At 61.2% G+C, this 13,149-nt stretch carries 9 protein-coding genes; 7 read left to right on the forward strand and 2 right to left on the reverse strand.

The window, feature by feature from the left end; translation table 11 throughout:
* Positions 1-121 precede the first annotated feature (121 nt).
* Entirely contained in the window at positions 122-1,585 is a 1,464-nt protein-coding gene (locus NKF26_RS19825; protein WP_253234790.1) for an aldehyde dehydrogenase family protein, read from the forward strand.
* 262 nt (positions 1,586-1,847) lie between these two features.
* On the forward strand, positions 1,848-3,011 hold the full coding sequence (locus tag NKF26_RS19830; RefSeq protein ID WP_253227809.1) for an enolase C-terminal domain-like protein: 1,164 nt from the start codon (positions 1,848-1,850) through the stop codon (positions 3,009-3,011).
* A gap of 131 nt (positions 3,012-3,142) precedes the next feature.
* Here the strand turns inward: NKF26_RS19830 and NKF26_RS19835 are convergent, their stop codons facing one another.
* Positions 3,143-3,373, reverse strand: a complete 231-nt coding sequence (locus NKF26_RS19835; protein WP_253234791.1) for a hypothetical protein — start codon at positions 3,371-3,373, stop codon at positions 3,143-3,145.
* 387 nt (positions 3,374-3,760) lie between these two features.
* Between NKF26_RS19835 and NKF26_RS19840 the strand changes: the two genes are divergently transcribed.
* From NKF26_RS19840 to NKF26_RS19855, 4 genes are all read left to right on the forward strand, one after another.
* Positions 3,761-5,134, forward strand: a complete 1,374-nt coding sequence (locus NKF26_RS19840; protein WP_253234792.1) for a glycosyltransferase family 2 protein — start codon at positions 3,761-3,763, stop codon at positions 5,132-5,134.
* A gap of 174 nt (positions 5,135-5,308) precedes the next feature.
* On the forward strand, positions 5,309-6,304 hold the full coding sequence (locus NKF26_RS19845; RefSeq protein ID WP_253227812.1) for a phosphate uptake regulator PhoU: 996 nt from the start codon (positions 5,309-5,311) through the stop codon (positions 6,302-6,304).
* Between the two features lie 183 nt (positions 6,305-6,487).
* Complete coding sequence (locus tag NKF26_RS19850) at positions 6,488-8,239, forward strand: alkaline phosphatase (RefSeq protein WP_253234793.1); 1,752 nt, start codon at positions 6,488-6,490, stop codon at positions 8,237-8,239.
* A gap of 78 nt (positions 8,240-8,317) precedes the next feature.
* Complete coding sequence (locus tag NKF26_RS19855; RefSeq protein ID WP_253227814.1) at positions 8,318-9,181, forward strand: MBL fold metallo-hydrolase; 864 nt, start codon at positions 8,318-8,320, stop codon at positions 9,179-9,181.
* Positions 9,182-9,265: 84 nt separating this feature from the next.
* Here NKF26_RS19855 and NKF26_RS19860 read toward each other — a convergent pair whose 3' ends face one another.
* Positions 9,266-11,887 (reverse strand): glutaminyl-peptide cyclotransferase, encoded by a 2,622-nt coding sequence (locus tag NKF26_RS19860; RefSeq protein WP_253227815.1) that lies wholly within the window; start codon positions 11,885-11,887, stop codon positions 9,266-9,268.
* Positions 11,888-12,061: 174 nt separating this feature from the next.
* Here NKF26_RS19860 and NKF26_RS19865 point away from each other — a divergent pair, with 174 nt between their 5' ends.
* A complete protein-coding gene (locus tag NKF26_RS19865; RefSeq protein WP_253227816.1) occupies positions 12,062-12,847 on the forward strand; it encodes an SDR family NAD(P)-dependent oxidoreductase in 786 nt (261 codons plus the stop codon).
* The last annotated feature ends 302 nt before the right edge of the window (positions 12,848-13,149 follow it).

Consider the following 13,149-nt stretch of genomic DNA (forward strand, 5'->3'; position numbering starts at 1 on the left):
GCTCCGACGGCGAAATCGGGGAGAAAAAGGCCACAAGAGTATTGTGGTGAGGGATTCGACCGCACGACCGAGCGACGGTTTGGCCACAAGAACGGAGTACCCCACGCACGTACTTTCTCCGATGCCCGAAACGTACAGCAATTACGTAGACGGAGAGTGGAGAGAATCGGAATCGGGCGAAACGTTCGAAGTTCACAACCCCGCGAATACCGACGAGGTCGTCGCGGAGTTCCAGCAATCGACCGCGGAGGACGCACGCGGAGCGGTCGAGGCGGCCGCCGCCACACAGGAGGAGTGGGCGGACACGCCCGGCGCGACCCGCGGCAAACTGCTGCGTGCGACCGCGAAGCGCATGGACGACCGCGAGGAGGAACTGACCGAGACGCTGGTTCAGGAGGAAGGAAAGACCCGAAGCGAAGCCAACGGCGAGGTCAACCGCGCCATCAACATCTTCTACTACTACGCCGAGCGAGCGATGGACTACGCCGGGGAGCGAAAACAGCCCAGTTCGCAGGGCCAGAACCTGTACACGGTCCGTGAGCCGATGGGCGTGGCCGGACTCATCACCCCGTGGAACTACCCCATCGCGATTCCGTCGTGGAAGAGCGCGCCCGCGCTGGCGACCGGCAACACCGTCGTCCTCAAACCCGCGATGGACGCGCCGACCGTCTTTGCGAAGGTAGTCGAGTGCATCGACGAAGCGGCCGACGAGGTCGGTGCCCCGGACGGAGTGTTCAACTTCGTCGTCGGGAGCGGCGAGGACGTCGGGAGCGCCATCATCGACCACGAGGAGGTCGATACCGTCTCCTTTACGGGAAGCCGAGCGGTCGGCGAGATGGTGTACGAGCAGGCCACCGACCAGCACAAGCGCATCCAGACGGAGTTGGGGAGCAAGAACCCGACCGTCATCGGCCCCAGCGCCGACCTCGAAGAGGCGGTGAACGTCGTCGGTTCCGGCGCGTTCGGCGTCACCGGACAGGCGTGTACCGCGACCGAGCGAGTCATCGTTCACGACTCGCTGTACGACGACTTCGTGGACCAGTTGGTCGAGTACGCCGAGGACCTCGACATCGGCCCCGGACTGGACGACCCCGGCATGGGACCGCACGTCTCGGAGAGCGAACTCGAATCCACGCTGGAGTACGTCGAAACCGGGAAAGAAGAGGGCGCGACGCTCGAATACGGCGGCGAACGCCTGGAGAACGGTGAGCACGAGAACGGCTACTTCGTCACGCCGACGGTCTTCACCGACGTGGAAAACGACATGCAGATCATGCAGGAAGAGGTGTTCGGCCCCTTCGTCGGCGTCACCTCCTACAGCGACTTCGACGAGGCCGTCGAACTCGTCAACGACGTGGAGTTCGGCCTCGCCGCAGGTATCGTCACGCAGGACCACTCGGAGGCGAACCGGTTCATCCAGGACGTGGACTTCGGCATCGTGAAAGTCAACGAGGCCACCACCGGCCTCGAACTGCACGTCCCGTTCGGCGGCATGAACGCCTCCTCCAGCGAGACGTACCGAGAGCAGGGTGAGGAAGGCATGGACTACTTCACCATCATCAAAACCGTCTACGACAACTACTAAGACGACTAGCAGAAGAAGAACCGTTTTTCACTTCGTACGACGGCGAGCAGGCGTGTTTGGGAGTTTTGCGATTGCAACTACTGAGAATACTACCTCGATTACTGAAATCGCAAACCTATCAAATACATCATGTCGTAGCGAACTGTCGAGGTATCACCACAATTTCCTCGTAACACCTACTGTTGAACCAGAATCAAATACCTCTCTTCGCCGCCGAAGTTCGGCTACAAATTTTACCAGGCGGGAAACCGTCGATAGTCGTATGCAGATTTCGAGAATCGAGTCCACGGAGTTCTCGTACCCCATCGAGGACGTGGGGACGGACGCCGGGTACAACCTCGTGTACGAACCGGGGTCGACGACGGAGCGCAAGTTGTTCGGGCTCAGGATCGAGACGGACGAGGGCGTCACCGGGGAGTTCGTCGGCGGGAACTCGCCCGCGTTCGCGCAAATCAATACGCTCGCGGACAACCTCATCGGACGGAATCCACTACGCCGCGAGCGGTTGTGGTCGGAGATGAAACGCGCGCTCCGGAAGTACGACCGGATGGGCATCGGACCGGTCGATATCGCGCTGTGGGACCTCGCCGGGAAACACTACGACGCGCCGATTCACGAACTGCTGGGCACCTACCGAACGCGACTCCCGGCCTACGCCTCGACGTACCACGCCGACGACAACGGCGGGTTGGACTCGCCACACGCGTACGCCGACTTCGCGGAGGAATGCCTCAAAATTGGATTCCCCGGCTTCAAAATCCACGGCTGGGGCGGGACCGACGAACGGCGCGACATCGACCGCGAAATCGAGACCGTCCACGCGGTGGGCGAACGCGTCGGCGACGAGATGGACCTGATGATAGACCCGGCCTGCGAGTACGAGACGTTCGGCGACGCGCTGAAGGTCGGGCGCGCGTGCGACGAGGAGGAGTTCTTCTGGTACGAGGACCCGTACCGCGACGGCGGCATCTCCCAGTACGCGTACAAAAAACTGCGCCAGCAGTTGGACACGCCGCTGTTGCAGACCGAGCACATCCGCGGGTTGGAACAGCACACCGACTTCCTGCGGAACGAGGCGACGGATTTCCTCCGGGCCGACCCCGCCTACGACGGGGGAATCACCGGCGCGATGAAAATCGCGCGCATGGCCGAAGGGTTCGGAATCGACGTGGAAATCCACTCGCCGGGTCCCGCCCAACGCCACTGCATGGCCGGAATTCGGAACTCCAACTACTACGAGATGGCGCTGGTTCACCCGGAGTGTTCGAACACGACGCCGCCGGTGTACGAGGGCGATTACGTGGACGACCTCGACGCCATCGACGACGAGGGAACCGTGCCGGTCCCCGACGGGCCGGGATTGGGCGTCGAGTACGACTGGGACTACATCGAGGAGAACAGGACGGGCGGACGAACCTACGAGTGACGACGCGCCGGTGACGACGCAACGGAACGTGATGGCTGACGACACGGCAGAACGGAATGTCCGACGACACAGCGGACGTGACGGCTAACGACGCAGCGAATACCGACGCGACGGAATTTCAGCGAACGGGGTTACGTCTCGCGTTTCTCGAAGAGACGGTAACTCAGAAGCGCGAACCAGACGCCGACACCGCTAGCGAGGAGTGCATCCAACGTGGTCGTCTGAAGCCACAGTCCCGTCGCGAACACGGCTTCGCCGAGGAGTATCGCGACGACCGTCGGAAGGTATCGGGCGGTCCGGTCACTGAGGGCGGCTTTGACGCGTGATTCCGATTCGGCGTCGGTGGATGGAAGGGGTTTCATTGGATGAGTAGCGTCTCGATGGTGACGGAGGAGACAGCGTAGGGACGGACAGCAACGCGGAAATCGAGGGAATATCGTGCGGCAGAATCGGACAACATCACTCTTGTCTACCCGATTCAGGTGGTTATTTCGCCATGAACCTTGCTATGAGTCCTCAATACCTGGACGTACGTCACATACTCCTCGCCATTACACCCCGGCATTTCACGACGCCACGACCGGACGTGTCGAATTGCCGCTCAGCGGATCGAAAAGGCGAGTATCGGTCGGTCAGCCATCCGACTTATGGCCCTCCATGGAGTAGTACACAGCTATCCCGTGCCAACAATATTCCTCATTAGAATCGGAGCAAAAAACCTTTGAGAGCCGGTCAAGGGACGTATACCAATGGAAGTGACAACAGTTCAAGAACAGTCCTCGTCGCGGAGGGCCGTTCTACTCTACTGCCTCATCACGTCGATTTTCGTCGTCGGAGTGCTGGCCCCGATCTACTTTTCCGTTCCCTATCTCCGCGTCCTCAAGACGGCCGTCCTCCTCGTCGTGGTCGCACAGGTCGGTCGGCTGTTCGTCTCGGCGCTCGTCTCGATACAGGCATCACACGCCACTCCGTCGTTCCCATCGGACGATGACGAACTTCCCACGGTGAGCGTCGTCATCCCGGCGTACAACGAAGCGAGCGTCCTGGAGGGAACCATCGACGCGTGTCGAGCGGTCGATTATCCCGAGCACAAGCTCGAAGTGATCGTCTGTTACGAAGCCGATTCGACCGACGAAACCGCCGCTATCGCACGGCGGGCGGCCGCGGACGACGGGCGAATCGTCGCGGTCGAACGCGACGAACCGGGCGGCGGAAAGGCGAAGGCGACGAACTACGCGCTCACCTACGCGACCGGCGAGATAATCGCCAGCATCGACGCCGACCATCAGTTCGATCCGGCGGCGCTCCGGCGAGCCGTCGGGTGGTTCGAAGCCGACGACGATATCTGGTGCGTGAAAGGACGATGCTACGGCCGGAATCCGAGTGATTCGCTCATCTCGCTTCACGCGACCGTCGAACGCCACGTCACGGAGCGGGCCGACCTCGTCGCGCGCTCGCTCTGGAACGGGTTCAGCATCTTCGGCGGGGGACAGGCGTTCTTCCGCCGGGACGTGTTCGAGCGACTGGGTATGTTCGACGAATCCGTGCTGGTGGAGGACATCGACATGTCCACGCGGATCCACCTCGCCGGGAAGGAGATAGTCGTCGATCCGTCCATCATCACGTTCGAGGAACACCCCGCGACGGTGGCGTCGTGGTGGAGTCAGCGAAAACGATGGGCGCGCGGATGGTTACAAGTGAGCAGTCGCTATCTCGCCTCGGTCGTCACCTCGCCACAACTCTCGTGGCGAAAGCGCCTCGACGGCATCTACACCTTTTCGAACACGCTCATCCTTCCGTTTCTCGTCGTGGGGCTTCCCCTCCCGTTCATCCAACTGTTCCTCCCGGTTACGTCGTACGTCCCGTACAGTCAGGTCATCTGGACGGTGCTCGGTGCCTTTCCGATACTCACCGTCCTCGCCGTCTTGCTTCGGGACAGATACGAGGGGTTGCCACACTCCCGGTGGGAGTACGCCGCCGCGTTCACCCTCGGCGTGTATCTCATCCTGAACTCCGTCGTGTACATCGTCGCGTTCATCGACGAGTACGTCCTCCGCAAACCGGCGGTGTACGTAACGACGAGCCGAAACGACGATACCGTCAGCCCGACCAACGCCGACTGATCGAACGGTCGGAGTTCACCGTTGAGTGGCCCCGGAAGGAATAACGCATGTCGACCGCTGTGGGATCGATTTCGATGAATATATCTTCCCACATAGGACCATATTTGACAATATATTTCTCCCAATCTATGTACTAGTGGTAAAATTTATTGTGGTCGTCGAGAAGGGCACGATATGGAGACACGGAAAGTTCAGGTCACCGGAGGATCCACGTTCACGGTTTCCCTGCCGAAGGACTGGGCGAACGAAAACGACGTCGCGGTCGGGAGTTCGATCTCGTTTTTCTCCCACGAGTACGGGCTGGTTCTGACGCCACGTCGTGGCAGGAAAGGCATCGAAGGACGGCTCGATATCGCCACGCGGAGCGACGATGAACTGATGCGCGCCATCATCGCGATGTACGTGAACGGTTTCAACACGATCACGATCGAGACCCATCACATCACACCCGGCAAACGGCGTGCCATCCGCACGACCACACAGAACCTCGTCGGGCTGGAGATAGTCGAGGAAGCGGACAAGAAAATCGTCGTGCAGGACCTGCTCAACGCCTCACAGATGTCCATTCACGATGCGATTTCACAGATGAAGGTCATCGCGATGGCCATGCTGGAAGACGCCGTCTCCGCCCTCGCCGAGACCGACGAGGACGCCGCTCGGAACGTCATCGAACGTGACGACGACATGGACCGACTGTGGTTCGTCGTCTCCCGGACGTTTCGAAGGACGTTACGGACGCCAGCGGTGGCGGAAGAACTCGGATTCCCCCGCGAGACGTGCTTCGATTTCTACACGTGCGGTCGTCAACTCGAACGTATCGCCGACCACGCGGCGAAGATTTGTCGGGTCGCCATCGAACTCGATGCGATACCCGAACGCGTGGTCGAGGCAGTTACCGAACTGCACGCCGAAGCCGCCGCCATCGTCACCACCGCGATGGAGGCGTTTCTCACGGACGACCGGAAGCGAGCCACCCGACTCGCCAACGAAGCACGGGAATCGGTCTTCGGGATAACCGAATCCGGTCGCAGTATCGACGACCTCCTTCGTGACCTCGAACCGCATCAGGCCCATCAGCTACGACTCAGCATCGATTCGCTTTCGAGGTGTGCCGACTACGGCGGCAACATCTCCGAGACGGCGCTCCAGAAATCGGCCCCTCGACCGTAAGAGCGGTCGTTTCGGGGAACCGTCCGAACGCCGCTATCGCCAGCCCACACGAATCGTCGATCGCTAGAAAAATCCAGATCGTCGCTAGTATCATATTTCTCCTATAGTGTGGAATGTTTCTCCCCGGGATACAATATATACTATGTCCATTAGATATATATTTCTCCCCGATAATTCCCGGATATGGTTTCCAAGAATAACGCCTATCGTAAAGAAATCAACCGTCGTGGATTCTTCCGGAGCGTCGCCGGAACGACCGCGGCCGGTGGGCTTTCGACGCTCCTCGCCAAGCGAGCGATCGCACAGCCGACGACCCCGGTTCGAGACGGTTCAGCGCACGCCTTTTCCTACGACGCGGCGGCGGATGCGGACGCGACGTTTCCGCAGTCGGTCATGAGCGGCGGACCGACCGATTCGGGTGCCATCGTCTGGACCCGAATCGCCGAGGCGGCGTATCGAGAGGGGCAACCTGTCGGGGTTCAGGTCGCAAACGACGAGACGTTCGACGACCCCGCTTTCGAAGGGGTGGTCGATGCGTCGACGGTGTCGGCAACGCATGATTACACCGTCAAAGTGGACCTCGACGGCGAACTCGACGCCGACCGCTTCTACTACTACAGGTTCATCTACGACGGGACGGCGAGTCGAACGGGACGACTCCGGACGATGCCGAGCGCCGACCAGCACGTCGATGACCTCTCGTTCGGGGTCGTGACCTGTCAGGACTATCAGAACGGCTATTACGGCGCGTTCCACCACATCGCGAACGAATCCATCGACTACGTCGTCCACCTCGGCGACTTCATCTACGAGTCGTCGGACGGCGCGTACGTCTCGCCCACGGGCGAAATCAAACCCGGCCGGGATTTCGACCTCCCGAGCGGGGCATCGCTCGCTGAATCCCTCGACGACTTCCGCTTTCTCTACAAGAAATACAAATCCGACCCGCTACTGCAGGAGGCCCTGGAACGCCACACGCTCATCGCGGGGTGGGACGACCACGAGATCGGAAACAACCGGTACTGGGACTACGCGACGGATGCTCCGGTCCTCCCGAACAAGGACGACGGGTCGAAGCCGTCGGTCGCGATGGAAATCACGGCGAACGGAATCCAAGCGTGGATAGAACACATGCCGATGCGGGTCGAGTACGACCCGTCGGAGGAGGACCTTCACGAACAACTTCGCCTGTGGCGGCGGTTCGAGTTCGGTGACCTCGTGGACCTCGTCGTCACCGACGAGCGTCTCTTCCGCGACGGCCCACCGTGTGAAGACCGAACGCTCACCTGTACCAACGAGGACGACCCGGACCGGACGATGTTGGGTTCCGAGCAGAAATCGTGGTTCGTCGACTCGCTCTCCGAATCGAGCGCCCGGTGGACGACGTGGGCAAACGAAGTGCTAACGATGCCGCTGACGGCGGGAGAGGACTGGTATCAGGTCGAATTCCTGGAGGACTCCTGGGACGGGTTCCAGGCCGAGCGTGCGGAACTGATGAACGCCGTCGATGACGCCTCCCTCCGGAACTTCATCACCCTCACGGGGGACCTCCACTGCTCGATGGCTGGCTACCAGCACGCGGGGTACGGCGAAGTCTCGTGGAACCGGGATACCGTCGGCATCGAATTCATGACGCCGTCGATCACGAGCGTGTGTGCCGCCGACGTCGTGGACTTCCCGGGAGACTGGGACAGGGAGGCGTTGGCCGCAATCGCGAAAGCGGAGAACGAACACCTCGAATACATCAACTGGTACGAACACGGCTACTCCGTGGTCGAGTTCACCGAGACGGACTGTGAGTTCACCGTTTACGGGGTCGATGCGGACGAGAATTCGGCCGACGCCGAGAAACGAACGCTGGCACAGTACCGCGTTCCGGACGGCGAACTGTCGCTCGAAGCGCTGTCGGAACCGAAAACGGTGTCGAGGTCGTAATCGGAGTTAGTGCCCATCGCCGCGCGAGGCGAAACGGCAACCACCGTTAAGCGGTTTCACGGATTATTTCACGCCGTCATGGTGCATTCGACGTGGGGCGATTGGTTCGTTCGTGACGAAGTCGAGTCGGTTGACGTGGACGGGATGTCGATCTGGTATCTCGGCTGTAACGGGTACATCGTTCGAACACCCGAAACCACCATCTATCTCGACCCGTACTTCGGCGACGGGTCGCCGCCGCGGACGGTGCGGATGATCCCGATACCCGTGGACCCGACGGCCGCGACGATGTGTGATGCGGTATTCGTCACCCACGAGCACATCGACCACATGCATCCACCATCGTACGGCCCGCTCGTGGAAGACCTCGGGGCACACCTCTACGCGCCGGACGAGGCGTTCGAGAACCCCGCCTACGACGGCGACCTACGAGCACCCGACGACCGGCGCACCGTCGTGTCGGCAGGAGACGATATCTCCGTCGGCGACATCGACGTTCACGTCCGCGCCGCGAACGACCCCGATTCGGGCGGCCCGGTGAGCTACGTCGTCGAACACGAGTCGGGGACGTTCTTCGCGCCGGGCGACTCGCGCCCCGCGGACGCGTTCTCCGACATCGCCGACGAGTTCGACATCGACCTCGGCGTGCTCGCCCACGGAACCGTCGGCAACATCTATCACACCGAGGACGGCGAGACGTACCCAACCGACTGGTACAACGACGGCGAACAGGTCTCCGAGGCCGTCGCCGACCTCGAACTCGACCGGTTCGCCCCGGTTCACTTCGACGTCTGGAAAGGGGTCGAGGCCGACCCGAAGGCGCTCCGGGAATCGCTCGCCTCCTACGAGTACCCGTACGTCTTCGAGGACGTCCGAATCGGCGACCGACTCGTCATCGACCGGCCTGGCGTCGTTCCGGCGAAGGCGATTCGGGAACACTGACGGGCGAAAAGTGATCTCCGGAAGAAAAAAACGAGAGGGGTAATCGAAGGAGCGAAGGGAGATTCGGAACGGCGGTCGACCGGGTTACTCTGAATCGGATTCGGTATCGTTCGCCTTCGAATCCGTTTCCGTATCCTCTCCATCCTCCTCGTCCGCCGACGCGGACTGTGGCGATGCGTTCGACCGAAGTTCGGTTTTCGGCTTCGGCATCGGGACGTCGGCACCCTTGACGGCGTGCCAGATGATCCGGTTGAACTCCTGCATGTTCGCCTCGTCCTCCGTGCCGAGGTCGAGATTCTTCGAGGCCTGTGCTCCCGGCGAGTTCTCGGTGTTCTTCTCGTCGAGCGACTGCTCGGGAACCCGTGCCTCGTAGCTGTAGTCCAAGTCGGGTTCCTCGTCGTCGCCGATGAACGTGTTTATCATCGGCGTCGCGCGGGCGTCGAACTGCGTCAGCGGTGGCATGCCGAGGATGAGTTCGATGGTTCTGAGGATGGAGACGGTACTGTAGAACGTGCTATCGACGACACCCTGACGAGTGTACGGGCTGGCGACCAGCGTCATGCTGCGGTGGGCATCGACGTGATCGGGACCGTTCTGGGCGTCGTCCTCGGTGATGAAGATGGCCGTGTCCTCCCAGTACGAGGAGTTCGTGACCGTCTCGACCAGTTTCCCAACCGCGAGGTCGTTGTCGGCCATCATGGCCTGCGGGGTCGGCATTCCGGGCGTCGTTCCCGCCGTGTGATCGCTCGGGAACCTGAGGATCGTGAGCTCCGGCAGTTCGAGGTCGTTCGAGTCGTCCTCGTACGCGCGGAACTCCTTGAGCCACGCTCCGTATCGTCTGATATCTTTGATGTCGAGGTCAAAGCTGGGGAAGTCGGGGTCCACGTGGTCTTCGAGTCCGGAGACGCTCGGTTCCGCGTGGTCGAAACTTCCGTCGTCGTTGTACTCGTTGTTCGCGAACTCGCCGTAACTTCGGTAGCTGACGTCGGACGCGGCGGCCATGTTCCAGAGGTAACCGCCCTGCGGTCGGGTCGCGCCGCCGTTCTCGAAGTCGTAGTTCCGTCCGCGACCACCGTAGTTGCTCGGCCACGTCTTCTGCGTGTAATCGTTCGCGATGGCTCCGACCGACCAGTTGTGGCCGTCCGCACTCACTTCGGCATCGACGTAGAAGTTGTCGAGCAGCGCGAACTCCTTCGCCAGCGCGTGCTGATTCGGGGCCGATTCGGGACCGAACAACGTGAGCGACGGGTCACCGTTGCCCTCCTCGATGTCGCCGAGCACTTGGTCGTACGTCCGGTTCTCCTTGATAATGTAGATGACGTGGTTGATGGGCGACGGGTCACCGACGCGGCGAGGAATCGGTCGGGAGGTGACGTCCTCCGCGGAATGGACGAGTTCGCTCGTCATCTCGTTAAACCCGTTGTTGTCGACCACCTGTTCCGTGTACGTCCCGAGCCGTTCAGCGTCGGGCAGGGGAACCTTCGAGAGCGTCCCGGAGATCATGTTCCCGATATACTGGACGTCCTGTTTATCCTTCGCCGGATTCGGCCCGTTGGGGTTCGGTCCGGCTCCGAGACCCTTCATGTTCGCCACGAACAAATCACGGCCGTCGTTCGTCACGGTAAGGGCCGACGGGAACCACGCCGTCGGAATCAATCCCGCGATTTCCGCTGTCGTGTCGTCTCCACAACCGTCAGCTCCGAGGTCAACGACGGCGACGTCGTTGTTTCCGGCATTGGCGACGTACAGCGTCTCGCCGTTTGGATCGGTAGCGAGCGCGTTCGGCATGCTGCCGGTCGGTGCATCCTCGTACGGTTCGAGGTCGATGGTTTCGACGACTTCGTCCGACCTCGTGTCGATGACGGAGACGGTGTCGGCGTTGCCGGACGAGGTGTAGACGTGCGAGCGAGTGGGACTGCGGAGAACGTCGTTTGGCCGTCCGCCGACCTGAATCGTCTCCGTGACTTCGAGGTCGTCGGTGTCGATAACCGAAAGCGTGTCCGCACCCCAGTTCGAGACGTACGCTTTCTTCCCGTTTCGGGAGAGTTCGACCGTATACGGTTTGTTGCCCACGGAGATGGACTCGATGACCTCCTCGCGACACAGGTCCACGACGGCGACGGCGTTGTTCAGGTTCGTGGCGACGTACAGTCGTGCCCCGTCGGGCGAAACCGTCAGCCCTGCCGGGAATATCTGTTCGTCCTCGGGGGCGATACGAATCGGATCCCGTTCGGTCAGCGTACCGTCCGCGACGGAGTAAACGCGAATCTTGTTGTTCGTCCCCGCCGAGGCGTACAGCGTCCGGTTCGACGCGAACTCGACGCCGACGAACAGTGCTTCGGGTGACTCGTACGTGATGGTATCGACGACTTCGTTTGACGCTACGTCTACCAGCATCATCGACTGGACGCCCTGCCCGTCGTTCGAGACGGCGAGATACTTCCCGTTCGGACTGAGCGCCATACCCATCGGCCGGTCGCCGACCTCCGTTTGCTTCCCTGCAGGCGTGAGCGTCCATCCGGGAGCGTGCGGAACGAATCCCTCGCCCTCGCCTGGCGTCCCGTCTCCCGACGTATCGGTATCCGAGTCGCCCTTTTCGTCGGCCGTCACGATACTTTTCCTCGCGCCGAGCGCTCCGAAGAGGAGGCTCGACCCCGCGCCCGCTTTCAGTACACCCCGCCGTGTGAACCGCGTGCTTGGCTTCACGTCCGGCGAATGATTGCTTCGGAGGGTATAATTTTATATTTTCCTTATATAAATCTATGATAGCCATTTTCGAATATGTGCGTGCCGTGGACGGACTTCCGGATTGTCATGCCGTTCCTGCTTGCAAATGCGGCGAGTACACTTAACCCGGTTTTGTCCGTACTTTCGCGGGCAATGGGAAGCCTTCACTTCGATTACGACGGTGAGACGGTCATCGTCACGGGTGCGAGTTCGGGTATCGGCCGCGCGATTGCCCTCCGGTTCGGCGAAGCGGGGGCGACCGTCATCAACGCCGACGTGCGCGAGGAGCCGAAATCGGACGGCAAGCCCACCCACGAGAAGATTCGGGACGAGCACAAAGGAAACGCCGAGTTCGTGGAGACCGACGTGTCCAAGCCCGGCGAGATCGAGGCCGTGGTCGAGGCCGCCCGCGACTACGGCGGCGTGGACGTCATGGTCAACAACGCCGCGATGCAGCACAGCGAGGATTTCCTCGACGTGGACCAGGAGGACTTCGACAAGCTCCATCACACCAACATCCGGGGCTACTTCTTCGGCGTTCAGGCCGCCGCCAAGGACATGATCGACCGCGACGAGGCGGGAAGTATCGTCAACACCGCCTCCATCAGCTCCGAGGTCGCTCAACACGATCAGGTCCAGTACGACTCCACGAAGGGAGCCATCAAGATGATAACGCGCGGTACCGCCCTCGAACTCGCCGAACACGACATCCGCGTCAACGCCGTCGCCCCCGGCCAAATCGCCACCGAGTTCACCGAAGGGTGGAGCGACGAAGCCGAGGACGCCGCCGGTGAAGGCGGCTTCATCAAGCCGGTTCCGTTGGGGCGGGCGGGCTACCCCGAGGACATCGCCGGTCCCGCGCTGTTCCTGGCCAGCGACGACGCGGACTACATCACCGGCGAACTGTTGTACATCGACGGCGGTTGGACGGCGATTTAGATATCATCGTCCTGGACGGACCGTTTCAAGACGGATATCTCGCGTTCGAGTTTTGCAATCCGAACGTGACTGAGGAGTACTTCTCGAAAGTTCCACCATACTCGTGGCGAGAGGGTGCGAGGTTTTCCGTGACGACAAGTACAGACGTCGATGAACCCGTCACCGGCCACCAGCGCGCGCCGTGTGGTCCGGACAGGAGACGCGAGACCGGTCAAAATTCTCTCCGAGCGTGAGGATATCGATCTCTACTCCTCGATAACTGAGATTACAGCGGTTCGAAGTCCACACAACGAAACCCGATC

The organism is Haladaptatus sp. AB618, from assembly GCF_024136965.1.
GTDB lineage: Archaea > Halobacteriota > Halobacteria > Halobacteriales > Haladaptataceae > Haladaptatus.

What these genes read in the sequence shown, in the direction of transcription:
- NKF26_RS19825 (WP_253234790.1), top strand. Translation starts at nt 122, where the DNA reads ATGCCCGAAACGTACAGCAATTACGTAGACGGAGAGTGGAGAGAATCG.
- NKF26_RS19830 (WP_253227809.1), top strand. Translation starts at nt 1,848, where the DNA reads ATGCAGATTTCGAGAATCGAGTCCACGGAGTTCTCGTACCCCATCGAG.
- NKF26_RS19835 (WP_253234791.1), bottom strand. Translation starts at nt 3,373, where the DNA reads ATGAAACCCCTTCCATCCACCGACGCCGAATCGGAATCACGCGTCAAA.
- NKF26_RS19840 (WP_253234792.1), top strand. Translation starts at nt 3,761, where the DNA reads ATGGAAGTGACAACAGTTCAAGAACAGTCCTCGTCGCGGAGGGCCGTT.
- NKF26_RS19845 (WP_253227812.1), top strand. Translation starts at nt 5,309, where the DNA reads ATGGAGACACGGAAAGTTCAGGTCACCGGAGGATCCACGTTCACGGTT.
- NKF26_RS19850 (WP_253234793.1), top strand. Translation starts at nt 6,488, where the DNA reads ATGGTTTCCAAGAATAACGCCTATCGTAAAGAAATCAACCGTCGTGGA.
- NKF26_RS19855 (WP_253227814.1), top strand. Translation starts at nt 8,318, where the DNA reads ATGGTGCATTCGACGTGGGGCGATTGGTTCGTTCGTGACGAAGTCGAG.
- NKF26_RS19865 (WP_253227816.1), top strand. Translation starts at nt 12,062, where the DNA reads ATGGGAAGCCTTCACTTCGATTACGACGGTGAGACGGTCATCGTCACG.